Below are 25399 nucleotides of genomic sequence, written 5' to 3'. Positions count from 1 at the left end.
TACAGGCGACCCGTTTACCAGGAGTCAACGCCCCACGCAGGAATCAGATTCCCGGCAACCAGGAACGGTCGAACTCGCCGCGCGCGTGCAGCACGGCCGGGCCGGTCAGTTCGAGGTGGTTGTCGGCACGCCACGTGACGGAGACTTCACCGCCTGGTACGCCGACGCGGTACGTCACCGGGAGCTCGTCGCGGGCCTGGCGCGCGGCCGCCACCGTGACGGCACAGGTGCCCGTCCCGCACGACCGGGTCTCCCCCGCGCCGCGCTCGTGCACCCGCATCTGGACGTCGTGCGGACCACGCCGGACGACGAACTCCACGTTCACACCCTCCGGAAACGCCTCGGCGGGTGACCAGCCGGGCTGGTCGCACAGGTTGCCGGGCTCGGCCAGGTCGTCGACGAACGCCACGGCGTGCGGATTGCCCATGTCCACGGACACGGCCGGCCACTGGTGACCGTTGGCCTCGACCACGATCCCGGCCGCGGCGGGGAGCTTCGGTTCGCCCATGTCCGCGGTCAGCGTGCCGTCGTCGTTCTGCGCGACCTCCTTGATGCCCGCGCGGGTCCCGATCCGGACGGGCTTGCCGTCGATCAGGCCCGCCTCGGCGAGGTACTTCACGAAGACCCGGACGCCGTTCCCGCACATCTCCGCGATCGAGCCGTCCGCGTTCCGGTAGTCCATGAACCAGTCGCCGCCGTCCTCGACGTACGACTGCTTGTCGCCCCGGATCACCCGCAGCACGCCGTCGGCGCCGAGGCCCGCGTGCCGGTCGCACAGGAACCGCACCACGGACGCGTCCAGCTCGCCGTGCACGGAACCGTCCGGGTCGGGCAGGATCACGAAGTCGTTCTCCGTGCCGTGCCCCTTCAACCAGGCAAACGTACTCATGGGCACAGCGTACGGTGTCGTCCGTGCAGCTGATCGCGTACTTCTGGGAGCGGGACGATGCCGCCGCGGTCGCCGGACGGCTCGGCGGGGACGTGCGGCGCGGGCGGTTCCACGGCGAGGACGACGACGAGGATCACCCGTGGGTCGTCGTCCTGGAGGATGTCGATCGGCCCGCGCTGGATGCGTTGCTGGCTGAGCACGACGGCTGGCTGGAGACCGATGCGGACGACGGCCCGGCAGCTCCTCCCCCGCTGCCGGACGGGCCGAAGCGGTTCAAGCGTCTCGACAGGTAGAGCACCGGCGAGACGGTGTACGCGCGGACACGATCACGCTCAAGTGCACTATGTAGGCGCCATGTACGTACTGTTCAGCTGCCGAGGATCCGACCGGCCCGGCGGCCGGTGGGCGCGCCGTTGGTGAAGGCCGGTTGGCCGGCGACGAGGACGTGCTCCACGCCGACTGACAGCTGCCAGGGGTCGTCGTACGTCGACTTGTCGGCGATCTGCGCAGCGTCGAGGACGACCAGGTCGGCGATCGCGCCGGGTTTGATCACGCCGCGGTCGGACCAGCCGAGGCGGGAGGCCGGGAGCGAGGTCATCCGGCGGATCGCCTCGGGAAGGCTGAGCACGCCCCGGTCGCGGGCGTAGTGGCCGAGGACGCGCGGGAAGGTGCCGAAGTTGCGGGGATGCGGGTGGCCCGGCCCGGCCGCGTCCATGATCCAGCCGTCGCTGGCGACAGCGGTCCGTGGATGCTCGATCACTGTCGTCACGTCGTCCTCGCTCATCGCATGGTTCACGACGCTGACTGCGGCCTCGTGTGATTCCAGGATGCGGAGCACGATCTCGGCGGCGTCCACCCCATCACGCCGGGCGATCTCGGTGAGGCTGAGGCCGCGGCTGTCCTCGTAGCGGCCCGGGGGCAGTGAGGCGATCACGACCGAGTCCGGCGAGAGCAGCGCGTCGGTGCGCAGGGCGTGCGCGATCCGCGCGCGCTCGGACGGATCGGCGAGCCGGTCGAGCAGTTCGCCACCGGCCAGGGCCCAGGTCGGGAGCCTGGTGGTGAGTGTCGTGCTGGTGGCGGTGTACGGGTACGCGTCCCAGCCGAGATCGACGTCGCCGACCTGGTCCAGGTGGTCCAGGGCCGCAGCGACGAGGCCGTGGTTGGCCTTGCCAACGGCTTTGAGGTGGGAGACCTCCAGCCGTGCGCCACCCGCCCGCGCAGCCGCGATCGCCTCGTCCAGTGCGGCGAGCAGACCGGCGCCCTCGTTGCGGATATGGGTGGAGTAGAGCAGCCCGCACTCCGCGGCGGTTCCGACGAGCGCGGCCACCTCTTCCGGTGAGGCGTAGGTGCCCGGTGCGTAGATCAGGCCGGTGGAGAAGCCGACGGCGCCCTGGTCGGCGGCTGCTCGCAGCAGGTCCTGCATCGTCCGGAGCTCGGACGGCGACGGCGGTCGCTGCGCGCTGCCCATCGCGGCGATCCGCAGTGTGCAGTGGCCGACCTGCAGCGCGAGGTTCACGGCCGGCTCCAGCGTCGTCGCGAAGCCGGCCAGGTCGCGCCAGGACCAGTCGTGTTTCGGTCCGAGGAACGCCGTCCCCGCCCGCAGGATCTCGAGATCGGTGATCGGGAACGGCGACCAGCCGCAGTTCCCGGCGACGAGTGTGGTGACGCCCTGGGTGAGCTGCGACTCGGCCGCCGGACTCGACCCGAGACTGAAGTCCGCGTGCGAGTGCAGGTCGACGAACCCCGGTGCCACAATGTTGCCTGTGGCATCGATGACCTCCGCGCCGGCGACCGGTTCGCCGGGTGGCAGCACCGCGCTGATGCGCTCCCCGTCGACCAGCACCGTGCCGGGCCTGAGCTCGGCGCCGGTGCCGTCCGCGACCAGACCGCCGGTCAGTGCCATCAGGGCCACGCGCATCGAATCACTCCTGTTCCGGCCCGAGGGACAGCTCGGCGACCGTGTTGGCGGCGATCAGCTCGCGGTCCACGGCCTGCCCGAGACCAGTTGCCTCGGGCACCTGGACGACGCCCCGGACCGCGGTCACGGCGGGTACGACGACATCCCGGGCGTAGTACTTCTCCGAGGCGGACACATCCGATGGGAGGGTGAACCCGGGGAGAGCGGAGAGCGCGACGTTCGCGAGCCGGCCGACGCCGAACTCGTGCATGCCGCCGCACCAGACGGGGAGCCCGGCGTCGCGCGCCCGGTCGTGCGCTTCACGCGCTGGGGTCAGCCCACCCATCCGGGACACCTTGATGTTGAGGACCTGCAGCGCTCCTAGCGCGAGCGCGGTCTCCAGGTCGTCGACGGTCTCCACGCTCTCGTCGAGGCAGACCGGCGTGCTGATCGTGCGTTGCAGCTCGGCGTGCGTGAGCAGGTCCCGCGGCGCGAAGGGCTGCTCGATCATCGTCAGCCGGTGCTCGTCGAGCTTGCGCAGCTGCTGGATGTCGTCCGCCCCGTAGATGCCGTTCGCGTCCACGTGCAGGTCGAGCTCCGGGTACGCCGTACGCACGGCCCGGACCGGCTCCACGTCCCAGCCGGGGGCGATCTTCAGCTTGACCCTCGGGTACCCGGCGTCGACCTGCTGCTGGACCTGGGTCAGCAGCTCGTCGATCGTCGGCTCGATGCCCAGCGAGACGCCCGCCACGACCTCGGTCCGTGAGCCGCCCAGAGCTGTCGCGAGAGGCAGCTGGCGGGTCTCAGCCCACAGGACCCAGGCGGCCGTATCCACGCCGGCCTTGGCGAACTGGTTGCCGCGGACCTTCGACCACAGGCCGGCCAGGTCGCCAGGGCGCGACCACGGACGATCCAGGACGGCGGGCAGCAGGTACGTCGAGGCGATGTGCCAGCAGGACTCGACGGTTTCCGGCGCGTAGTACGGATCGGAGGACGACGCGATCTCGCCCCAGCCGACCGCGCCCGACGCGTCCTCCAGCTCGACCAGGATGTGGTCGAGGTACGCCTTGCGGTGCGAGCTGGTCTGGAACTCGTGCACCAGTGGCATCCGGACCCGGTGCAGCCGGGCGGCGACGATCTTCAGGTCAGTTGACATACAACCCCAGCTCCGTGTTCAGCCGGTCGCGCTCGACCAGCCGTCGGCGGGCGCCCTTCGCGCTCGCCGTGGTCAGCGTCGCGAGGACGTGCAGCACCGATGCGACGACGGTCGGCGAGTCGACGTACGACGCGCTGCCGGTCGCGACGTAGATGCACTGGTCGGCCAGCTTCGCCAGCGGCGCGTCCTCGAAGTCGGTGACCGCGACGAGTTCACCACCGGCCTCGACGAACCGGCGGGCGATCTCGACGGTGTCGCGGCGGTACCGGCGGAAGGAGAACGCGACCATCAGGTCGTTGGACCGGACGTCGGACAGCACGTCGACACCGCGCACCACGGTGCCGTCGACCAGCGTCACCTGGGACAGCCCGACGCCGAGGTCGAACGCGAGCAGCGACGCGTACGAGTACGACTTCGCGGAGCCGATGATGAACCGCCGGCGGGCGGCGACGATCCGGGCCGCGGCCTGGGCGATCGACTCGTCGGTGAGGATCTGGTCCAGGGCCTCGTCGATCGAGGCGCGCTCCTGCTCGACGACCCGGCGCTGCAGCAGCGTCGACGAGCGCCGTTGCAGCCGGGCGTCGTACCGCTCGTGGGGGCTGGCGAGTTCGCGGTTCAGCGGGTCGTCAGGCATCGTCGGCCGGTCCGAAGTAGTAGGCGCCGGTGCCGTCCGGGAGCCGGCGGCACGAGACGGCGACGAGTCCCTTCGCCAGCAGCTCCTCGAACGATCGCCGCAGGTCGCCCGCGTCCGCCGGCACGATCAGCTCGGTCAGGGCGGCCGGGACAGTGGGCTGCTCGCGGGTGAGGTCCCACTCGACGATCACGCGATCGGTGCCCGGACCGTACATGTCGGGGGCGAACCAGCGACCGCGGGCGCCGAGGACGTCGAGGTTGAAGTGCGCGTTGCGGATCTGCGCCGGGTCGTAGGTCCAGCGCATCCGCGACATCCCGTGGCTGAGGGCAACTTCGCGCTGGGCGTGTTTGAGCATCCGGCCGAGGCCGTGGCCCTGCTGGTCCGCGGCGACCACGGCCGACTGCGAGTAGTGGTAGAAGCCGCGCCGGTCGGTGCCGCAGAAGCCGTACGCGAACGCGACCAGCAAGTCGTTCTCGTCGAGGATGCCGACGACCGAACCGCCGTTGCTCGCCAGCGCGCCGAGCAGCCGCGGATTCAGCCCGTACGCCGGGTCGAGGTAGCCGAAGACCTCGCGGTACAGCGTCGAGGCCTCGGCGAACCTCGCCGCCGTGGTGAGCGAGACCGCGCGGAAGCTCACCTCAGAGATACGATTCATATCCGGATCCTATCCCCGCCTGATCCACGCTGGTCAACCGCCGATCGGATGATGATACGTTGACTATCCATGAGCATCGAGCGACTCAGGGAGTACGTCGGCACCGAGACCCCGACCGGTGACGCCGCCGCGCTGGACGCGTTCGCCGACCGGCTGGCGCAGCGGTACGCGGAGCTCGGCGGGACCGTCCGGCGGGTGCCGGCGCCGACCGGCGACCACTTGGTGGCCGACTTCCCCGGGCGCGCCGGCGAGGCGCCACTGCTCTTCCTCGCGCATCACGACACCGTCTGGCCGATCGGGCAACTGCGCGACGCGATGCCGTGGCGCGAGGCCGACGGGATCATCCACGGCCCCGGTGTGTTCGACATGAAGGGCGGCCTGGTCGTTCTCGAGACGGCCCTGGAGCAGGTCGCCGGCCGCGACCACCGCCCGCTGCGGGTCGTGGTCGTCGCGGACGAGGAGATCGGCTCGCCGTCGGCGCGCGAGCTGGTGACGGCTGAGGCCGCGGGCGTGTACGCCGCCTTCGGGTTCGAGCCGCCGCACCCGAACGGCGACCTGAAGACGTCCCGCTGGGGCAGCACGCGGGTCCGGATCCAGGTCACCGGCCGCGAGGCGCATGCCGCTCTCGACCCGTCGAGCGGCGTGTCCGCGATCGACGAGCTCGTCGACCAACTGGTCGCCGTCCGGCGGATCGTCGCCGGGCACGACCATGTGCTGTGCAACGTCGGCACGATCGCGGGCGGCGGGCGCACGAACGTCGTCCCGGGATCGGCGTCGGCCGACATCGGGTTCCGGTTCGTCGACCCGTCGACCGAGGAGTCGGTGCTGCAGGCCGTCGCGACCTTGCAGCCGGTACGGGACGCTCAGCTGACGGTGCGGGTGATGTCGAACCGGCCTGCCTGGCAGCCGTCACCCGCGACAGACGAGCTACTGGCGAAGGTGGCCGCGGCCGGACGGTCCGTCGGCCAGGAGGTCGGCGGTGCGGCCGCATCCGGCGCGGCCGACACCAACCTGACCGGGTGGTTGGGGATCCCAACGCTGGACGGCCTGGGCCCGCTCGGCAAGGGCGCCCACGCCGTCCACGAACAGATCATCGCGGCGACCCTGGCCGAGCGGGCCGGCCTGGTCGCCGCGATCATCACCTCACTTTAGGGGCCACGCCGTTCCGGCCGCTCCCCCACCGCGCCGGGCCGGTTCGGCGGCCGCGAGGATCGCGCCGCCGGGCAGGAACTCCAGTGCCGCGACCGCGCCGATCTCGGCGGCCGAACTCCCCGGCGCACCGGCCGGTGTGAACGTGTGGCCGTACGGCGCCAGCGCCGCGCCGTACCGGTCGATGAACGCCTGCTCCGCGGTCACCGAGGCGGTGTTGCGCTGCGCCGCCCGCGGCGCCGCGATCGCCTGCGGCAGCGTCATGCCGCGGTCGAGCCGGTTCGTCAGCGTCTGCAGGACGGTCGTGATGATGGTCGAGCCGCCCGGCGAACCGAGCGCGATGTACGGCCGCCCGCCGCGCAGCACGATCGTCGGCGACATCGACGACCGCGGCCGCTTCCCGGCCTCGACCCGGTTCGGGTCCTTCGCGTCCGGTACGGCGGAGAAGTCGGTGAGCTCGTTGTTCAGCAGGAAGCCGCGCCCCGGCACGGTGATCCCGCTGCCGCCGGTCTGCTCGATCGTCAACGTGTACGACACCACGTTGCCCCACTTGTCGGCCGCGACCATGTGCGTCGTCGAGCGTCCCTCGGTGTCCGGGCGCTCGTCGACGGCGCTGCTCTTGCCGCAGCGCGCGTAGTCACCGTCCGGCGAGCCCGGCTGCACCGGCTTGGTCGCCGCCTTCTGTGGGTCGATCAGGCAGGACCGCTCGGCCCCGAACCCCTTCGACAACAGCTCCTTCAGCGGTACGTCGACGTACGCCGGGTCGCCGACGTACGCGCCGCGGTCCGCGAAGGCCAGTGCGGACGCCTCGAGGTACGTGTGCAGCGCCTGCGTCGTCGACTGCTGCCGCAGGTGTTGCGGCTGCAGGATGTTCAGCGCCTCGCCGACGGTGCTGCCGCCCGAGGACGACGGCGGCATGCCGTAGATGTCCAGGCCGTCGTACCTGACCTTGGTCGGCTTGCGGTCGATGGTCTTGTACGCGGCGAGGTCGCTGGTCTGCAGGTAGCCGGGGAAGAACGGCAGCGTGGCGTTCGCGGTCTTCGGCGGGTTCTTGGCGACGGCCGCCATCTCACCGGCGAGCGGTCCCGTGTAGAACGCCGACGGACCCTGCTGGCCGATCAGCTGGTAGGTGTCCGCGAGCTCGGGGTTCTTGAACAGCGAGCCGACCTGCGGCGCGTCACCGTTCGGCAGGAACAGCTTGGCGGTCGGCACGACCTGCGCGAAGCGGTCCTTGTTCTCCAGCGTCTGCAGACGGAACGTCGGGTCCACCACGAAACCGTGGTCGGCCAGATCCGCAGCCGGCTTCAGCGCCTTGCCGAGGGACAGCGAACCCCACTGCTTCAGGGCCCGGTCCCACGTCGCGAGCGTTCCCGGTACGCCGATCGACACACCCGACGTCACGAGCTGCGCGAACGGATACGCCTGGCCCGTCGCGGGGTTGACGAACGCGTTCGACGGCATCGTCGCCGGCGCGGTCTCCCGGCCGTCGATCGTGTACACCTTGTGCGACTTGGCGTTGTAGTACACGAAATACCCGCCGCCGCCGATACCGGCCGAGTACGGCTCGGTGACACCGAGAGCCGCCGCGGTCGCGACGGCCGCGTCGACGGCGTTCCCACCGCGGCGAAGGACGTCGAGGCCGATGTTCGTCGCGTCGGGGTCGACGGACGACACGGCGCCGCCGTACCCGATCGAGGTCGGCTGTCTGGTCGGGGCTTGCGCACCGGCGGTGGTCGTTGTTGCGGTGAAGGCAGTCAGGATCAGAGTGCCTGCGGACAGGGTTGCGACTAGCTTCTTCACGAACTTCCCCCACACGGACTCGGGGACAGGGACATGCCCTGCCTATCTCACGTGCGGGTCCGGCGCCAGTTGTGGCGCGCCTAGTCGACGGTGCAGGAGTTCATGAACCGGCGCAGGACGTCGTCCGGCCACTCGACCGTGCCCGCCGGAAGCTCGACCAGGAGCCACTGGTCGGCGAGCTTCACCTGACCGCTCAGGCGGCCGTCGAGGGTGCCGATGTGGAAGGTCTTGCCGCTCGCGTCGGCGACACGGACCTGCGACAGGCTGCGGGCCTGCGGCGCGGCCTGCAGGACCACCTTGGCAGCGCTGTCCGTGGTCCGCATCTCCGGCTGCGACAGCACGACCAGGTTGGCCGCGATCGGAGTCTCGGCGCTCCAGCCCTTCGGCGCCAGCGAGCAGGTGATCGTGCTCCAGGGCTGCTTGTTCGCCACCAGCTCGACGACCGGCGCGCCGAACGCCGAGAACGTCTCGCTCGACTCGGGCGTCACGGCCGGTGCCGTCGCGGGACTCGCCGCCGACGTCTTCGGCTCGACAGTGCCGCTCGTGCCGCTGGGGCCGCCGGCCACCTCGCTGCCGTTGCCCCACCACTTCACCTGGTTGCCGATCGCGAGCACGAGGGCCGACGCCGCGGCGACGCACAGCACCCCGGTGACCCGGCGCCGGCGCTTGATCCTGCGCAGGGCGAGCCGGCCACGGGTGACGTCCGCGTCGATGTCCGCGTCCGGCAGCCCTTCGGCGGCACGGTCCGCGAACCCCTCCAGTAACTTCTTGACCTCGTCCACTGCGCTCTCAGCTACTCCCCGTCTCTTCCGTCATCAGTTCCTTCAGGCGCTTGAGCGCCTTGGCCGTCTGGCTCTTCACCGTGCCCTCGGTGCACTCCAGGATCCGCGCGCAGCTGGCGACATCGAGGTCCTGGAAGTACCGCAGGACCAGCACGGCCCGCTGCCGCGGCGCGAGGTCCAGCAACGCGCCGCGGATGGCGAGGGTGTCCGCGTGGTCCGGTACATCGGTCAGTCGTGGTTCGACCGCCTCCGCCGTCACCACCTCCGGGTGGCGGCCGGCCCGGCGGCGCTCGTCGAGGAAGGCGTTGACCAGGATGCGGTGCGCATACGGGCCCGCGCCTTCGTGCTTGATCCGGTGCCAGTGCACGTACACCCGGGTGCACGCGGTCTGGACCAGATCTTCGGCGGTGTGCACATCCCCCGCGGTGAGCAGCAACGCCGTGCGCATCAGCCTCGAGCGGTCCGCGAGCAGGTACTCACGGAACTCGGCCTCACGGTCACCCCCTCGCATCGACGGCCCCAGTGTCCTGGCCCGGGCCTGTTGTCACCTCGACTACGCCGGGGGCGGCTTCGCGGTTGCCTTGGGCTATCACTTCGAGTGCCTTCTCCACCAGGTCGTCGGCGTCGTACGGGAGCCAGGTGATGCGCTGGTCCTTCCGGAACCACGAGTCCTGCCGGCGCGCGAACCTTCGGGTGGCCTGGGCGGTCCGCTCCCGGGCCTGCGCTTCGTCGATCTCACCGTTCAGCAACGCGATCACCTGCGAATACCCGAGGGCACGGTTGGCAGTCCTGCCTTCAATCAAACCCTTGTTCAGCAGACCTCGCACCTCGGCGACGAATCCGGCGTCGAACATCCGGTCCACCCGGCGGTCGATCCGCTCGTCGAGAACCGGCCGCGGCACGTCGAGACCGAGCTGGACCGCGCCCTCGTAGACGTAGCGGTGCTCGGGCAGCGTCGCGACGTACGGGCCGTGGGTGATCTCGATGACCTCCAGCGCGCGGACGATCCGGCGGCCGTTGCTGGGCAGGATCTGCTCGGCGGCCTTCGGGTCCTTCCGTCGCAGCTCCGCGTGCAGGGCCCCGGAGCCGCGGGCCTCGAGCTCGGCCTCGAGGCGGGCGCGGACCGCCGGGTCGGTGCCGGGGAACACGAAGTCGTCGAGGATCGCGCGGACGTAGAGCGCCGAACCGCCGGCCAGCACCGGGACCCGCGTCCGCGCGATGCAGTCGTCGATCGCGTGCCGGGCGAGTTCCTGGAACTCCGCGACGGTGGCCGTCTCGGTGACGTCGAGGATGTCCAGCAGGTGGTGCGGTACGCCGGCGCGCTCGGCCGGACCGATCTTGGCGGTGCCGATGTCCATGCCGCGGTACACCTGCATGGCGTCCGCGTTCACCACCTCGCCGCCCAGGCGCTGCGACAGGGCGACGGCCAGGTCGGATTTCCCGGCCGCGGTGGGGCCGACGACCGCGACGACGAGGGGAGCAGACATCGCTCCAGTCTGGCAGCACCGGCTTGAAGAGTTCGCCAAGAGGTACGGACCGGTCTTGTGGATGACCCGGAAAGTTCGGTAGGAACGCTGGAGTTCGCAACATTTCTACGGGAGGAACGAAGTGACGAATCCGTTCGAGGAAGAGTCGGACGCGGCCAAGGACGCGCTCGGCCTGGGGGACGAGACCGACGAGCTGTCCGCGGCGAAGCGCAGCGGTGGTGACGTCGAGTCGCGCAAGAGCGGCGGGGACGTGGAGTTCAGCGCCGGCGACGTCGAGCCGGGGGGCGACTCCGGCGGCGACGTGGAGTCGGGCGGCGACGTCGAGTCCGGCGGTGGCACGACGGACAGCGGCGGGGACGTCGAGTAGTAGATTCCTGTCCTGCATCGTTTTGGGTACGGCGCTCGCGGAGATCCCACAGTTCCGGCGTTCGGGGTGCGAAGATCACGCTAGCTGTCTGTAAGCACTCAACTACGCAGGAATGGGAGCCCCGAGATGGGCATCTTCGACAAGTTCAAGGGCAAGGCCGAGGACCTCAAGGACAAGGCCACCGACCTGGTCGACAGCCACGGCGACAAGGTCGGTGAAGGTCTGGACAAGGCCGGTGACTTCGTCGACGAGAAGACGGGCGGCAAGTACGGCGACAAGATCGACACGGGAGTCGACAAGGCCAAGGAAGGGTTGGACAACCTGGACGGCCAGAACGACGACATCCCCGACCGGCAGAACCCCGCCTGAAGCACACCCACGAAGGGCCGCAAGCACCCCGCTTGCGGCCCTTCGCCGTGCCTAGGCTCTCCTCATGAGTCTCCAGTTCACCGTGCTCGGCTCCGCTACGCCCTACCCGGCGGCGGACAACCCATGCTCCGGATACCTTGTCGCAGCGGGTGGTACGCGGATCTGGATGGACGCGGGCACCGGGACACTCGGTCCGCTGCAGCGGCACGCTCGGCTGGACGAGCTCGACGCGATCTGGATCTCGCACCTGCACGCGGACCACTGCGCCGACCTGCTTACGGCGTACTACGGCGCGCTGTACGCCGACGTCACCTTGCGCGCGCCGATCCCCCTGTGCGGCCCGCCGGGGATCGCCGACCGGCTCGCGGGTTTCCTCACCCACGGTCCGGCCCGGAGCCCTATCGAGTCCGCGTTCGAGATCATCGAGCTGTACGACGGACAGGTTGCAGCCGTCGGCTCGGTCCGGCTCACCAGTCGCGCGGTCGAGCACGGCATGCCCGCGTACGCCGTACGTGTCGAGACTGGTGGGCGGTCTCTTGTGTACTCCGGTGACAGCGCACCGTGCGACAGCTTGACCGCCCTGGCGACCGACTGCGACGTACTGCTCTGCGAGGCGGACACCTCCACCGAGGAGCCGGCGCACCACACTCCCGAGCAGGCCGGCGACACGGCGGCCGCGGCACGCGCCAAGCGTCTGATTCTCACGCATGTCGGCCGCTCGCTCACGCCGTCTGTCGCAGTTGCGCGCGCGGCCGAGAGGTTTTCGGGGACGATCGAGTACGCCTCCCCCGGTACGACGTACACCGTCTGACGTTCCGGACGAGGATCGTCCGGATAGCGTCGTACGCTCGGCTCATGGGCGAGCTGGTGGTACGGGCGTTGGCGCCTGAGACCTGGGACGGGTTCGCGGCGCTCGCGGAACGGCACAACGGGGTGTGGGGTGGGTGCTGGTGCACGTACTTCCACACGATGCACGACGAGAAGACGTTCGAGGCCGAGAGCAACCGGGACCTCAAGCACCGCCTTGTCCTGGAGGGGCGGGCGCATGCGGCGCTCGTGTTCGACGGGGAGCGGGCGGTCGGGTGGCTCGAGTACGGGACGCCGGCCGAGCTGCCGAACATCTACCACCGCAAGGAGTACGAGGCCGGGCTGGGGCAACTGCCGGACTACCGCCTGACCTGCTTCTTCACCGACCGCAGTTATCGCCGCCAAGGCGTCTCGTCCGTCGCCCTCCAGGGCGCCCTGACCCTGGTAGCCCAGTCCGGCGGCGGACGCGTCGAGGCCTATCCCCAGGACACGGGCGGCAAGAAGATCACCGCCTCCTTCCTCTACAACGGCACCCGCACCCTCTTCGAAAAAGCCGGCTTCACCTACGACCGCCCCAAAGGCAAGAACCACTGCGTGATGACCAAGACCGTAGCTCCGAGCAACTGAGTCCCGCCGCCGGATGTCGCTCTGCCCGCCCACCGCTCGGGCAAAGGCTTGTCGACCACTGCTCGACTCTCACCGCGTCAAGTCGATGATCGTTCACGCCAGGCACCGCGTCTGCGCTCCGAGCGACGATGTCATACCAACCAACCGTGCTGGAGTGGCAAGCGAGCGTCAAGATTCCTTGGTCCGGGACACATCAAGCTGGATTCTCGCCCAGACATGCGGTCGAGGTGGAACGAGCGGCACCATCGGTGATGAGTCTGCTACTCAACGCAGTCAAACGTAACGTGGTGCGATAAGTAGACCACCGTGGGCTAGTCAGCACACATCACTCATCGTTACGATCGTGCGATCTTGAGGGGGCTCGAGGTTGGGGGTGAGTCATGACGCCAATTGCATTGGCGTTCAATCCTGCATGCGCGGGCGTCGAAGTCCTACAGACGCCTAATCCCTCAAGTCAGGTATGGCTGGCTCACCGGCGCCGTCCGTCAGACGTCGGCGCCAATCCGCCAAGCACTGGGGAGGGCATACGTGCGATCTGAACGAATGACCAAGGAAGAACTCGAAGGCAAGTATCCAGACAACGAGTGGCGGCGCAGATTGCTCCTAACCTCGTATTACGTCAATTTCCTAGAAGATTGCATACTTCGCAAGGACTACAAGATCCCGGATTCGTTGAACAACTCTATTGTCCTCACGAGCGACGGTATCGCCATTCGGCAGACACTAATTACCAAGCATCAGGTACCAGCCAAGGAGGCCACGATAATGTGCTTCTTGGCGACGGCGCATGTCGACATGCTCGTTGACCTTGAAAAGACGGACTTTGGCGCACTACACCAATCGATTCACCGACAGATTGTCGACGGCGATATCCTGCATCCGTTCATGTATGGGCGTGAGTTATATGATCGGGCAGCAGGAATATTTCCGGTAGAGCGAAACTCCTTAAGCTACGAAGAGACCTTGAATCTACTCGACGCAACCCCGCGCGGAGTATTCCAGTTGGGCGATATCATATCTGGACCTTACGGCTTGCAGTTCGGTCAAGAGGCTAGATGGATTGCGCCAACGACACGGATTCCTCTGTATCACTGCGCCGACCTTACGTGCCAGTCAATTCACCCTTGCTATCTAACAACCGATCACAATGCCGCTGTCAATGACGAGCGCCCGAAGATCAACCGGGTATTGCGCGACATCTCTGAAGAGCCATCAGCCTGGCGTGACTTCATCGCAGAGATCGCTGGCCTGCAGCGAACCACATATGATGACAAATCCCCATCAACCCTCATTTACCTTCTCGGAGACTGCCTCTCCGTCACAGAACTCCATGCACTGCTGGCTAGATTGCTGACCGGCGGAGCGGATCATGACTTCCGAGCAAAGGTGGGCAAACTTGGAATTTTCCCGGGCCCCGGCAGAGCACAAGACGAGTTGACGCGCGCACATTGCATGCAGCTCATCTTGATGGCACCGGACGCGACTATCATCGACGCCCTCGATCGTTTGATCGCGACCAACACGATCCGAGTTCCCGCAGAAGAACTTCGGATTCCCATGGTCAACCAAAATTACGTTTCAGGATCATTCGGGCTGCAACCGCAGATCTCTCATTACGGAACTCGATTCCATAGCATCCACGCCCAAATCGGACCGTTAAGGCTACGTCGCCTCGTTGACCAGCTATACCTAATGGACGAAGGCGCAGATACTTCGGAACTCGAATGGCAACTTCGCGGCGTCGAAGGTGAGACTCTGCAGCTGAAGATCGCAGAGTTCGTGAGGTCATGCACGCCTGAGGAGGTGCTTAGAAGGCTTGTGCTTTCGCGGCGCACCAACATGATCGCCGCATGCACAGATCTCTCGATCGACGAGCACAGGTACACCACCGACGCGGACTTGATTGGCGCAATGCTCTGGAAGCTCGGATTCAGCCCCGATCGCGACCTAGACTCAAATGCGAGATTCTGGCAGCTGCACGACAAGATGAAACATGTGACTCAGACAGCCGGCGTCAGCGCAGTCGTCGATCAAGAGGCAATCAGGGCATTGGCATCCAACTACTTCGTGATGCTAGAAGAACTTCTTGACGACAGCCTAGCGTTTGTCACGTGGGCATTGACGACTGACCATATTGCCTCTCCGCGCCCATATCGATATCGCTCCGAGGTGGATAGGATCGCAGCATTCCAAATTCTCAACACAGCGGAAGAGGAGCGCGAATCGGAATCCGAAGTCATTCGCTTCTCGGAGAAGAACACCCTCTACCCTCTATGTAGAGGGTTTCAGATACTTGCTCGCCATCTCGAACACATGACAACGAAGGCGTCCGAGTGCGTGCGGTCTGACGCAGATCTTCCCGAATATGTTAAGCACACCACTCTGAAAAAATTCGCTTTTGTTCACGACATGGCATTCCTAGACCTTACCGAGCGCTCGCAGCGGAATATTCTATCAATACTAAGTAATGTGAGCAGAGTCCTCGTGTCGGCAGATGTGAACGGCGTCCGGAATGATCAACTGCACTTCAATCGCTCAACGGCCGACTTGGAGAGATTGATTAGCTGCCTCGCAGGTGCAGAGGAGGCCGTACGCATACTTGAACAGGCCGGATTCACCAGACTGCTATTCCATCCCCTTAACGACACCGGCGACGAATGGAGTCGCCGAATCTACGTGTTGGCAGATCCGCGTGGCCGGGAGATTGCATTCGCTCGTCCGTCGTCATACGACTGGCTCAGGCTGCCCGGGCTCCGCATGAGGCAGTACCTAATGATTTCAGCGGTATTCGCAGAGCCGAACGAGATTTTGCGATTTCGCTCGAGTGCTGCCAGCGAATACTCGACCATGTGGGATGGATATCCGACCAGACGGAAGTCCAGTGTGACCTCAGCCGACATACGCTCGGACGAGAACGCCGCAGGCGGTGCAAGCGCGATTGCGGCAGGTATGTCGTAATGGCGACCAGTTGACGCTCGACAGTCCGGCGTCGGTTCCATTCGGCGCTACCAACCGGCTACCCTCCCCAGGGTCGAGTCTGCACGAACCGCCACCGCACGAGGTTCTTGCGGACTCAGATGGGTGTGCTCACGGTCCGCGCCCGGCGAAGCTCCCGATCCGGCGGGCGCAGCCAAGGCATGATTTGCCTGCCGCTCAGCGCAGCAGCCCGTCGCACATGTCCGGACCTCAGAGCAGTTCGCCCGACGAGGTCGGCCAACAAGGCAGCCGCGCCGAAGGGGCATCCGATCTGCAGTTCCTAACGCGCCAATCCACCCGCCACAAGGCTGCACGCCCGCCAGTCCACGCCGCCGAAGGCGTGCCCGACTTGCAGCCCCCACCTCCCCGGCCGAGCACAAACCTCCAGCCCGCACAATCCGCGCCGCGGCCGGAGGCGGCCAACAAGACAGTCACCGCGAAGCGGTGTCCTTCCTGCGGGCCCCACCACACTTGCCACCGACCGTGCCGCCGGAGGCGGGCAACAGGACAGTCGCCGCGGAGCGGTGTCCTGTGGGAGTGGGTGGGTGGGGGTGAATAGGGTGCGGGTATGGATCGGTTTGTGGTCGTGCCGGCGGCTTATGTGATTGTTCGGCGTGGGGACGAGGTGTTGTTGCTGCTGCGGGCCGACACCGGCTATATGGACGGGTATTGGGCGGTTCCCGCCGGGCACGTGGAGCGGGGTGAGTCGGTGCTGGCGGCCGCGGTGCGGGAGCTCAAGGAAGAGGTCGGGATCGACGTCGACGCGGCGGATCTGGTGCCGCTGACGGCGATGCACCGGACCGGCGGCAACGGCGATCCGATCGACGAGCGGGTCGACTTCTTCTTCGTGACCGAGAAGTGGACAGGCGAGCCGCGGCTGATGGAACCGGACAAGGCGGCCGGCCTGGAGTGGTATCGGCTGGACAAGCTGCCGGATCCCGTCGTCCCGCACGAGGCGCGCGTGCTCGCGTCGCTGACCGGTGATGCGCTTCCCGCCGTGATCGCCCAGGGTTTCGCCTGAGTTCACCGCCGGGCCCACGCCATGAGGTTCGCTGCGGTGTCAGCGAGCACAGGAGCGTGGGGCGATGGACGAGCGGTACGACGGAACGAGCCGGCGTCGGCTCTTGCAGGCAGGCGTACTCGGGGCGGGCGCGGTGGCAGCGCCCGGCGTACTGAGCGCCTCGACCGCATCAGCAAGCAGCGGGACCAGCAGGATCGACACGGAGCATCCGCGATTCACGCTGGCGGTCGTGCCGGACACGCAGTACCAGTTCGACCAGGACCGCGGTGACGCCGCGCCGCTCACCGCGACGTTCAAGTACCTGATCGACCAGCGCGGCGAGCAGAACATCGTCTTCGTCGCGCACCTCGGCGACGTGGTGGAGAACGCGCTGGCGAGCGAGTTCGCCCAGGCCGACCCGGTCTTCGGCCTCCTCGACCGCGCCCGCTTCCCGTACTCGGTGCTGGCCGGCAACCACGACATCGACGGCTCGAAGGACGACACCCGCGGCCCGTCGCCGTACCTGGACACGTTCGGCCCGCGCCGGTTCCGGTGGATGCCGACGTACGGCGGATCGACGCCGAACGGCTACAACTCCTACCACGTGTTCCGCGCCGCCGGCCGGCAGTGGTTGCTATTGGCAATGGACTGGCGCCCGTCGGACGCCAGCTTCGCCTGGGCCCGCGCCGTGATCAAGGCGCACCCGAAGCTGCCGGTGATCCTCACCATTCACGAGCTGGTGAACGCCGACCACGGCAACCCGGTCGCGTACTTCAGCGACCACGGCAACCGCGTCTGGGACCAGCTCGTCGACGGCAACGACCAGATCTTCCTCACCCTCAACGGCCACTACTGGCCGCCCGGCCGCGTCACCCGGAAGAATGCCGCCGGCAACGACGTGCACCTGCACATCACGAACTACCAGGACCGGTACTACGGCGGCTCGGGCATGGTCCGGCTCTACCACTTCGACCTGGCCCGGAACACGATCGACGTCGAGACGATCGCGCCGTGGATCCTGGCGCAGGACCCGGCCCGGCGGAACGAGCTGGCCGAGGCGGAGATCGAGCTGAGCGACGACGTCGACCGGTTCAGCGTGCCGATCGACTTCGCGGAGCGGTTCGCCGGGTTCGCTCCGGAGCCGGTCCGGCCGGCGCGTCCGGCCAAGCAGCTCGTCATCCCCGGTACGGCGGCGTACTGGCGCTTCGACGGGCCGGTCGCGGACACGGTGCTCGACCAGTCGGGCCACGGCAACGACCTGACCCGCGTGCAGCTCAGCAACGACCTGCCGACGGCATCGGCGGAGTACCACCCGGATCAGCCGGGCCACGCGAGCTGGCTGTTCCCCGGCGGCAAGAACCCGGCCCGCGGCGGGTACCTGAGGACGCCGGACGGCGCCCCGCTGAACGCGATGACGTTCGCGAGCGGCTACACGATCGAGGCGTTCGTGAAGCTCGCCGCCGACGGGCAGGACCACGCGTGGGAAGGGCTGTTCACGCGGCTCGGCACCGGACGCGACGCGGGCAAGACGGGCAGCGACCCGGACGAGCCGGCCGCGAAGCTCGGGTTCTCGGGCGGTCTGCAGGTGCAGTGGGCGGTGTACCCGGTGGATCGCGACGAGACGTTCACCAACTGGGGCCACGAGCAGCGCGCCGGCGAGTGGTTCCACCTGGCGATCGTGAACGACGGCCGGCACAGCGTCGTGTACGTCGACTCCTCAGAGCTGCTCCGCAACCCGGCGACCCCGTCCAACGGCCTCGCCGCCACCGGCAAACCCTGGCTGGTCGGCGCGGGCCACTACGCCAACACCGTCGACCAGGGCTTCGCCGGACACATCGGCGAACTCCGCATCGTCACCCGCCCACTCAAGCCGTCGCAGTTCCTCAACGCTTAGAGGCCTAGAGGTGTGAGCGGATCAGGGCTTCCTGAGCGGGCAGCAGGGCGAGCTCGGCGGATGTCAGTGTGCGGTTGTTGCCGCGTCGGCGCAGCGCCTCGGGGAGCCCGGGGGTCGGGTCGATCGAGTTGGCGAGGTACGTCGCCAGTGCGTCGCGGAGCAGGTCGCTGAAGTTCTCGTACGACGGGTCGAGGGCGACCTGGGCGAAGATGATCGCGGTCATCGCGACGTCGAAGGCCGGGGTGCCCTCCTCCGCGTTGCGCCAGTCGATGACGACCGGGCCGCCCGCGGTGGAGATCACGTTCAGCGGATGCAGGTCGCCGTGCACGACGACGCGCCCCGGCGTACCGCTGGGGGCCGGGACGGCCTGCAGCCGGTGGTGCAGGTCGGCGTGGATCCGGCCGATCTCGGTGGCGCTGAGCTCCCCCGCCATCGCGGCGTCGCCGAGCGTCGGCCCGTCGAGCCGCTGGATGACCATGTCCGCGCCGTCGACGTCGCGGACCGCGGGCACCGGGTACCCGTGCTGCGCGACGTGCCGCATGAAGTCGGCCTCGTCACGGACCGGGTGACCGTTGCGGTACCGCCGCAGCACCCAGTCGTCGTCGATCGCGTAGATGTCGGCGTCCCTGCCGAAGGCGAACGGCTCCGCGTCGGCCGGCAGGTTCATCCGGCCTGGCAGCCGCCCACTGCCGGCTCCATCGGCTTCGCGCCGAGCGTCGGCATCCCGAGCATCACGCCCGGCGCAGCGGCCGGCGCGTCCTGCGCCCGCTCCCAGGCGTCGCCGGCACGGGTCCGGCGGACGCCGCCGAACACGTCCGCGACCAGGTGGTGCGGCGCGGCGTACGTGACCTCGACCGTTGCCATGTCACCCGGTCGCGGCGTCTCGGCGCCGTCCGGCACGGCGAAGTGGACGAGCCGGTTGTCCGCGGCGCGACCGCTGAGCCGGTGGGTGGCGGCGTCCTTGCGCCCCTCCCCCTCGGCCACGAGCACCTCGACGGACCGGCCGACGACCAGCTTGTTCTCGGCCCAGGCCATGTCGTCCTGCAGGGCGACGAGACGCTCGTACCGATCCTGGACGACGTCGCGCGGGACCTGGTGGTCCATCGACTCGGCCGGCGTCCCGGGACGCTTGGAGTACTGGAAGGTGAACGCGCCCGCGAACCGGGCCTGCCGGACCACGTCGAGCGTGCCCTGGAAGTCCTCCTCGGTCTCCCCCGGGAACCCGACGATGATGTCGGTGGTGATCGCCGCGTCCGGCATCGCCGCGCGCACGTCCTCGATGATCTTCAGGTAGCGGTCCCGCCGGTACGACCGGCGCATCGCCTTCAGCACGGTGTCCGAGCCGGACTGCAGCGGCATGTGCAGCGAGGGCATCACGTTCGGCGTCCCGGCCATCGCCTCGATGACGTCCGCGGTGAAGTCGCGCGGGTGCGGCGAGGTGAACCGGACACGCTCCAGCCCGTCGATCTCCCCACAGGCCCGGAGCAGCTTCGAGAACGCGTACCGGTCGCCGAACTCGACGCCGTAGGAGTTCACGTTCTGGCCGAGCAGCGTCACCTCGAGCACGCCCTCGCCGACCAGCGCCTCGACCTCGGAGAGGATCTCGCCCGGCCGGCGGTCCTTCTCCCGGCCGCGCAGCGCCGGCACGATGCAGAACGTGCAGGTGTTGTTGCAGCCCACGCTCACCGACACCCAGGCCGAGTACGGCGACTCGCGCCGGGTCGGCAGCGTCGACGGGAACACCTCGAGCGACTCGAGGATCTCGACCTGCGACTCCTGCTCGATCCGGGCCCGCTCCAGCAGCACCGGCAGCGAGCCGATGTTGTGGGTCCCGAAGACCACGTCCACCCACGGCGCCTTCCGCGTGATGGACGCCTTGTCCTTCTGCGCCAGGCAGCCGCCGACGGCGATCTGCATGCCGGGCTTGCGGGCCTTCACCGGCGCCAGGTGACCGAGGTTGCCGTAGAGCTTGTTGTCGGCGTTCTCCCGGACCGCGCAGGTGTTGAAGACCACCACGTCGGCCTCGTCACCCTCGGGCGCGCGGACGTAGCCCGCGTCCTCCAGCAGCCCGCGCAGCCGCTCGGAGTCATGGACATTCATCTGGCACCCGTAGGTGCGGACCTCATAAGTACGCATGACAGCCACCAAGAGTACGTGAGACGGCCCACCCCCGTGCGGGGGTGGGCCGTCGCCGGTCCGCGGGTCAGGCCGGTGGAGTGACGCTCCAGATGCCGCGACCGTGGGTGGCGGCATAGATGTTGCCGTCGGGGCCGGACTCGATGTCCATCACCGTGGTGGTCGGCAGGCCGGTGCCCAGCACCTGCCAGTTCGTCGCGCCCGGCGCCCGGTAGAACGTGGCCAGGTCCGATCCGACCACGAGCGCTCCGTTCGCCAGCTGCTTGACGGCGCTCGTCGGAACGTCCGGCAGGTTCGCCGAGATGTCCGACCAGGTGCTGCCGCCGTCCTTGGTCTCGTACACGTGACCGACACCCGCACCCGGCCCTTCGGTGAAGCGGCGCGAGAAGCCGTTGACGGCGACGTACGCGTGCGCGCCGTTGGCCGGGTCGATGCCGACGCCCGCGAGGTACCGGTTCGGGAACTCCGAGGGCAAGGTCACCTGGTGCCAGCTGCCGCCGGCATTGGTGGCCAGACCACGCGCGAAGCCCGTGTTGTTGCAGGGACCGCACCAGCTCACCCAGCCGACGCCGCCGCGCATCGCGACCGCCGTCGCCGAGTGCCCCGCCCCGAGGTCGAACGCCTTCGTCCACTCGGACGCGCTGCGCATGCCCCAGCCCTTGGTGGACGTGTAGACGTACTGACCACCGGCGATGAAGCCGTTCGAGTTCGCGGAGTCGATCGCGATCGGAGCGATGAAGCGCGGGCTCGGGTCCCCCGGGTCCAGACTCCACGAGCTCGCGTCGGCCTCACTCAGCGCACCCTTGTTCAGTGCGCAGTTGTTGGTGATCTTGACCGCCAGAGCGACGTATTCCTGCAGCTGGTTGCAGCCGTTCTGCGGATCGGCCGCTCCGTCGCCGCCGTCGCCGCCGAAGTTGGAGCCCATCTTGGAGTCGCCGTTGCTGCCGTTCGGCTGGACCGCGAACAGGTTCGAGACCCCGTTGTCCTGCAGACCGCCGGACACCACGACGCCGCCGTTCTTGGTGTCCTTGCCGACCGACACCGAGTAGTACTGCAAGGCGTCCATCGACCCGTCGGTGGTCAGCGACTTCCAGTCGGTGCCGTTCTTGTTGGCGTTGACCTGACCGTTGACCGGCCGCTGGTAGATGCCGCCGTCGTTGCCGACGAAGACGACCGGCTTGCCGCCCGACGTGCCGACCGCGACCGAGTGCTGGTCGGAGTGCGGTGCCATCGGACAGGTGTTCTTGGAGTCGTCGATGTTCCAGCAGGGGAAGCCGAAGTTCCAGTACGGCCCGACCGTGGCCCAATGGGCGCCGGCGTCGGTCGTCTCGAACACTTCCTCCAGCCCGGCCCAGACATGGTCGGCGTTGGCCGGATCCACGGCGAGGAACTGGTTGTACCAGGCCTGGACGCCGACGGCGTACCCCTTGCGGTCCAGGGCGGAGCCGCTGTTGTGCAGGATCTGCGGGTCGGCGATCTTGTTCCACGGACCCGACGGGCTGCCGGTCTTGGAGACGAAGATGCCCGCCAGGCTCGTGCTGCCGTTGATCTTGCTCGGCTGCTGCACCATCGCGTACAGCCGATCGCCGGTCTTGCTGAACGCGAACGTCGTGTAGCCGACGTCGGTGCTGTTCTTGATACCGCCCAGCACGACATCGAGCCGCTTCCAGCTCGACGGACCGGCGGTGTAGTCGTTGGTCTCGTAGAACCCGTTGTAGGTGTCACCCGACCGCCAGCCGATCGCGGCGATCACATGCTTGGGGTTCTTCGGGTCGATCGCGATGTCGTTGACGATGTTCTTGTACGCCGCATCCGTCGCGCCCCCGGTCTGGCTGCCGGCCGGCACCAGGACGTTGCCGGCGTCGTCCTTGATCTCGGGCATGAAGTCCGGGTTCGGGTAGAACGCGACCTTCCAGGCGCCGGCGTTCGTCGACGCGTCGTGGTACCAGACGCCGCGGTTGGTCGCCGCGAACACCTGCCCGCCGCCCCAGCGCAGCCGGCCGACAGTCGTCGACTCCAGTTCCTTGCCGCCGACGCGGTCGGTCGGCGCGTACGTGCCGGTCGTGGGATTCGCGAGGCGGTAGACGCCCGATCCGACGTACGACGTACCGCCGGTGTTCGCCTCGCCGGTCGCGTACCAGAGCGAGCCGTCACCGGCGAGCTGCAGGTCGCCGCCGCTCAGGGACGGCAGCGTGTCGCTGAGCGGTGTCCAGTTGCCGCCGCCGGTGCTGGAGCGCCACACGCCGCCGTTCGCGCCGGCCGCGTAGACGTGGTTGGCGTTGTCGGCGGCGAGACCGGTGATCCGGCCCGTGACGTAACCCGCGCCGCCGCTGGAGTTCGAGTACCAGTCGCGGTACCGGGCGTCGTCGGCGTCGTACGGCACCTTGGTGACCTCACGCCACGCACCGGCGGTGTGCGGCAGGGCAGTGAGCTGGGCGAAGGCGGCCGAGTAGGCGCCCGGCGCGACGATGCCGCCCGGCGCGGTCCGCGCCTGCTCGAACTCGTCGGCGATCGTGAACGCTTCCTTCGACTCGCTCTGCATCTCGGCGGGATTCCCGCCGGCGATCATCAGCGCCTTCTCCATCACGGCGGCGTTGTAGTGCCGCCCGGCCCACTGATGTTTGAGCCACTCTTCCTTCAGCTCGTAGCGGCCGGCGTAGGCGCCGATCCCGGCGGCGACGAGGGCGGTTCCCAGCCCGCCGGCGATGACTTGACGACTGCGTTTGGTCAGCGAGATCCGCATGACGCACTCCGGTGTGGTTCTTGGCGGGTCGCCGTCCCGTGGCGGCGCTCCCGTAGCCCTGTCGTGCGAGGGCCGCAGGGACCATACGTCCCCGTCCGCAGGCGTGGAAGTGATCGTCCTCCGACCATCAGTTACATAGGGAAAACATGCATTTCGGCGATCCGTGACGACCCTGGTACGGAGCGTGCCTTTATTGCAGATCGTTACCACCGTGGTACCACCCAGCGCTGCGACCGGGCCCCCCGCTCCGCTAGGTTCTGGCCATGAGCGATTCCGGCACGCTGACGAAAACCGGTCTGGTCGCGCTGACCGGTGTCAACAAGCATTTCGGCGAACTGCACGTCCTGAAGGACATCAACCTGTCCATCGACCAGGGCGAGGTCGTCGTGGTGATCGGCCCGTCCGGGTCCGGCAAGTCGACGCTCTGCCGCGCGATCAACCGGCTGGAGCCGATCGACTCCGGCAGCATCACGCTGGACGGGCAGCCGCTGCCCAGCGAGGGCAAGGAGCTGGCCAAGCTGCGTGCGGACGTCGGCATGGTCTTCCAGTCCTTCAACCTGTTCGCGCACAAGACGATCCTGCAGAACGTCACCCTCGGCCCGTGCAAGGTCCGCAAGACGGACCCGAAGCAGGCCGAGAAGCGGGCGATGGAGCTGCTGGAGCGGGTGGGGGTGGCCTCGCAGGCCACGAAGTACCCGGCCCAGCTGTCCGGTGGCCAGCAGCAGCGCGTCGCGATCGCGCGGGCCCTGGCCATGGACCCGAAGGTGATCCTCTTCGACGAGCCCACCTCGGCGCTCGACCCGGAGATGATCCAGGAGGTCCTCGAGGTGATGATCGACCTCGCCAAGCAGGGCATGACGATGGTCGTGGTGACGCACGAGATGGGCTTCGCCCGGACCGCGGCGAACCGGGTGGTGTTCATGGCCGACGGCGAGATCGTCGAGCAGTCCGACCCGGAGACCTTCTTCACGAATCCGACCTCGAGGCGGGCCCAGGACTTCCTCGGCAAGATCCTGAAGCACTGACCTGCAGTCGCGCCGCCCGCGGGCTGTACCAGCAACGAAACGAAGGGGAACCTGATCATGAGAATGCGCACCCTCGTCGCCACGTTCGGCGTCGCAGCGCTCGCGCTGACCGCCGCCGCGTGTGGCAAGGACGAGCCGAGCGCCGGCGGCGGCAACAGCGGCGGCGGCGCGTCCGACTCCTGCGGCGAGCTGCACAAGTTCACCGCGGCCAGCGGCGTGGACGTGGCCGGCAGCCAGACCTTCACCAAGGCGAAGTCGCGCGGCAACCTGATCGTCGGCGTCAAGGCCGACCAGCCGAACCTCGGGTACAAGGACGCCGACGGCAAGCGCTGCGGGTTCGACATCGAGGTGGCCCGGATGGTGTCGGCCGGCCTCGGCATGGACCCGGACAAGATCGAGTACAAGGAGATCCCGTCGGCGAACCGCGAGACCGCGATCGCCGGTGGTGAGATCGACTACTACGTCGGCACCTACTCGATCACCGACAAGCGCAAGAAGCAGGTCTCGTTCGCCGGCCCGTACTTCATCGCCGGTCAGGACCTGCTGGTCCGCAAGGACGACACCTCGATGGACGCCGGCAAGACCGCCCTGAAGGGCAAGAAGGTCTGCTCCGCGACCGGCTCGACCCCGATCCAGCGGGTCAAGGACGAGCAGCTGACCGAGGCGAGCAACATCTCCGAGTTCAAGACCTACTCGGAGTGCGTCTCCCAGCTGCTGGACAAGAAGGTCGACACGGTCACCACCGACGACGCGATCCTCAAGGGCTACGCCGCCACGGCGCCCGACGAGCTGCGGGTGGTCGGCAAGCCGTTCAGCACCGAGAAGTACGGCATCGGCCTGCCGCTGGCCGACAAGGCGCTGCGGGACAAGGTGAACTCGATCCTCGAGACCTCGGCCTCCGACGGCACCTGGAAGGCGATCTACGACGAGACGCTCGGCAAGTCGGGCTCCGACTCGACCCCGCCGCCGCTCGAGAAGTACTGACCCAACAGCCGGCCGCGGTGTC

23 protein-coding genes are annotated in these 25399 nt (G+C 68.1%); 11 read left to right on the top strand and 12 right to left on the bottom strand.

Annotated features, from left to right (window positions below):
- Window positions 1-43 precede the first annotated feature (43 nt).
- The gene (gene dapF / locus ABZW60_RS33430; RefSeq protein ID WP_355483705.1) at window positions 44-889 is read right to left on the bottom strand and encodes a diaminopimelate epimerase; all 846 of its coding nucleotides are present in this window, start codon (window positions 887-889) and stop codon (window positions 44-46) included.
- Window positions 890-912: 23 nt separating this feature from the next.
- Between dapF and ABZW60_RS33425 the strand changes: the two genes are divergently transcribed.
- Window positions 913-1182 (top strand): hypothetical protein, encoded by a 270-nt coding sequence (locus ABZW60_RS33425; RefSeq protein ID WP_355483703.1) that lies wholly within the window; start codon window positions 913-915, stop codon window positions 1180-1182.
- A 74-nt stretch (window positions 1183-1256) separates the two neighbouring features.
- Here ABZW60_RS33425 and ABZW60_RS33420 read toward each other — a convergent pair whose 3' ends face one another.
- From ABZW60_RS33420 to ABZW60_RS33405, 4 genes are read right to left on the bottom strand one after another with little or no spacing between them, the layout of a single operon-like run.
- Complete coding sequence (locus ABZW60_RS33420; RefSeq protein WP_355483701.1) at window positions 1257-2807, bottom strand: amidohydrolase family protein; 1551 nt, start codon at window positions 2805-2807, stop codon at window positions 1257-1259.
- 4 nt (window positions 2808-2811) lie between these two features.
- Window positions 2812-3942: an o-succinylbenzoate synthase gene (gene menC, locus ABZW60_RS33415; protein WP_355483699.1), complete on the bottom strand. Its 1131-nt coding sequence runs from the start codon at window positions 3940-3942 to the stop codon at window positions 2812-2814.
- Entirely contained in the window at window positions 3932-4576 is a 645-nt protein-coding gene (locus ABZW60_RS33410) for an SIS domain-containing protein (RefSeq protein ID WP_355483697.1), read from the bottom strand. Before ABZW60_RS33410 ends, menC begins: the two co-directional genes overlap by 11 nt.
- Window positions 4569-5231 carry a hypothetical protein gene (locus tag ABZW60_RS33405; RefSeq protein WP_355483691.1) on the bottom strand — a complete coding sequence of 221 codons (663 nt, stop codon included), beginning with the start codon at window positions 5229-5231 and terminating at the stop codon, window positions 4569-4571. Before ABZW60_RS33405 ends, ABZW60_RS33410 begins: the two co-directional genes overlap by 8 nt.
- A 69-nt stretch (window positions 5232-5300) precedes the next feature.
- Between ABZW60_RS33405 and ABZW60_RS33400 the strand changes: the two genes are divergently transcribed.
- Entirely contained in the window at window positions 5301-6383 is a 1083-nt protein-coding gene (locus ABZW60_RS33400) for a M20/M25/M40 family metallo-hydrolase (protein ID WP_355483689.1), read from the top strand.
- Here the strand turns inward: ABZW60_RS33400 and ggt are convergent.
- From ggt to miaA, 4 genes are all read right to left on the bottom strand, one after another.
- Entirely contained in the window at window positions 6375-8180 is a 1806-nt protein-coding gene (gene ggt / locus ABZW60_RS33395; RefSeq protein WP_355483687.1) for a gamma-glutamyltransferase, read from the bottom strand. The two genes, ABZW60_RS33400 and ggt, sit on opposite strands and share 9 nt — an antisense overlap.
- 80 nt (window positions 8181-8260) lie before the next feature.
- Window positions 8261-8962: a hypothetical protein gene (locus ABZW60_RS33390; RefSeq protein ID WP_355483685.1), complete on the bottom strand. Its 702-nt coding sequence runs from the start codon at window positions 8960-8962 to the stop codon at window positions 8261-8263.
- 7 nt (window positions 8963-8969) lie between these two features.
- Window positions 8970-9473, bottom strand: a complete 504-nt coding sequence (locus tag ABZW60_RS33385) for a SigE family RNA polymerase sigma factor (RefSeq protein WP_355483683.1) — start codon at window positions 9471-9473, stop codon at window positions 8970-8972.
- Complete coding sequence (gene miaA / locus ABZW60_RS33380) at window positions 9460-10449, bottom strand: tRNA (adenosine(37)-N6)-dimethylallyltransferase MiaA (protein ID WP_355483681.1); 990 nt, start codon at window positions 10447-10449, stop codon at window positions 9460-9462. The genes ABZW60_RS33385 and miaA overlap by 14 nt, the downstream gene beginning before the upstream one ends.
- A gap of 121 nt (window positions 10450-10570) precedes the next feature.
- Here miaA and ABZW60_RS33375 point away from each other — a divergent pair, with 121 nt between their 5' ends.
- The 7 genes from ABZW60_RS33375 to ABZW60_RS33345 all read left to right on the top strand — a co-directional run bounded on the left by ABZW60_RS33375 (window position 10571) and on the right by ABZW60_RS33345 (window position 18489).
- Window positions 10571-10816, top strand: a complete 246-nt coding sequence (locus tag ABZW60_RS33375) for a hypothetical protein (RefSeq protein ID WP_355483679.1) — start codon at window positions 10571-10573, stop codon at window positions 10814-10816.
- A 126-nt stretch (window positions 10817-10942) separates the two neighbouring features.
- On the top strand, window positions 10943-11185 hold the full coding sequence (locus tag ABZW60_RS33370; protein WP_355483677.1) for an antitoxin: 243 nt from the start codon (window positions 10943-10945) through the stop codon (window positions 11183-11185).
- A 64-nt stretch (window positions 11186-11249) separates the two neighbouring features.
- A complete protein-coding gene (locus ABZW60_RS33365; RefSeq protein WP_355483675.1) occupies window positions 11250-11996 on the top strand; it encodes an MBL fold metallo-hydrolase in 747 nt (248 codons plus the stop codon).
- Window positions 11997-12040: 44 nt separating this feature from the next.
- Window positions 12041-12619: a GNAT family N-acetyltransferase gene (locus ABZW60_RS33360; protein ID WP_355483673.1), complete on the top strand. Its 579-nt coding sequence runs from the start codon at window positions 12041-12043 to the stop codon at window positions 12617-12619.
- A gap of 543 nt (window positions 12620-13162) precedes the next feature.
- Complete coding sequence (locus tag ABZW60_RS33355) at window positions 13163-15577, top strand: hypothetical protein (protein ID WP_355483671.1); 2415 nt, start codon at window positions 13163-13165, stop codon at window positions 15575-15577.
- 586 nt (window positions 15578-16163) lie between these two features.
- Window positions 16164-16616: an NUDIX domain-containing protein gene (locus tag ABZW60_RS33350; protein ID WP_355483668.1), complete on the top strand. Its 453-nt coding sequence runs from the start codon at window positions 16164-16166 to the stop codon at window positions 16614-16616.
- 64 nt (window positions 16617-16680) lie between these two features.
- Window positions 16681-18489 (top strand): LamG-like jellyroll fold domain-containing protein, encoded by a 1809-nt coding sequence (locus ABZW60_RS33345; RefSeq protein ID WP_355483666.1) that lies wholly within the window; start codon window positions 16681-16683, stop codon window positions 18487-18489.
- 4 nt (window positions 18490-18493) lie between these two features.
- On the opposite strand, the gene ABZW60_RS33340 is transcribed toward ABZW60_RS33345, so the two are convergent.
- The 3 genes from ABZW60_RS33340 to ABZW60_RS33330 form a co-directional block, all read right to left on the bottom strand.
- The gene (locus ABZW60_RS33340; protein ID WP_355483664.1) at window positions 18494-19156 is read right to left on the bottom strand and encodes a phosphotransferase; all 663 of its coding nucleotides are present in this window, start codon (window positions 19154-19156) and stop codon (window positions 18494-18496) included.
- Window positions 19153-20625 (bottom strand): tRNA (N6-isopentenyl adenosine(37)-C2)-methylthiotransferase MiaB, encoded by a 1473-nt coding sequence (gene miaB / locus ABZW60_RS33335; protein ID WP_355483663.1) that lies wholly within the window; start codon window positions 20623-20625, stop codon window positions 19153-19155. Before miaB ends, ABZW60_RS33340 begins: the two co-directional genes overlap by 4 nt.
- Before the next feature lie 67 nt (window positions 20626-20692).
- Entirely contained in the window at window positions 20693-23368 is a 2676-nt protein-coding gene (locus ABZW60_RS33330) for a hypothetical protein (protein ID WP_355483661.1), read from the bottom strand.
- Between the two features lie 296 nt (window positions 23369-23664).
- Here ABZW60_RS33330 and ABZW60_RS33325 point away from each other — a divergent pair, with 296 nt between their 5' ends.
- A complete protein-coding gene (locus ABZW60_RS33325) occupies window positions 23665-24393 on the top strand; it encodes an amino acid ABC transporter ATP-binding protein (RefSeq protein WP_355483781.1) in 729 nt (242 codons plus the stop codon).
- A gap of 57 nt (window positions 24394-24450) precedes the next feature.
- The gene (locus ABZW60_RS33320; protein ID WP_355483659.1) at window positions 24451-25377 is read left to right on the top strand and encodes a glutamate ABC transporter substrate-binding protein; all 927 of its coding nucleotides are present in this window, start codon (window positions 24451-24453) and stop codon (window positions 25375-25377) included.
- Window positions 25378-25399: the final 22 nt, after the last annotated feature.

Source organism: Kribbella sp. NPDC003557, from assembly GCF_040610805.1.
GTDB lineage: Bacteria > Actinomycetota > Actinomycetes > Propionibacteriales > Kribbellaceae > Kribbella.
The sequence above is the reverse complement of the archived record's forward strand: the minus strand, read 5'-3'. Positions and strand labels throughout refer to the sequence as shown.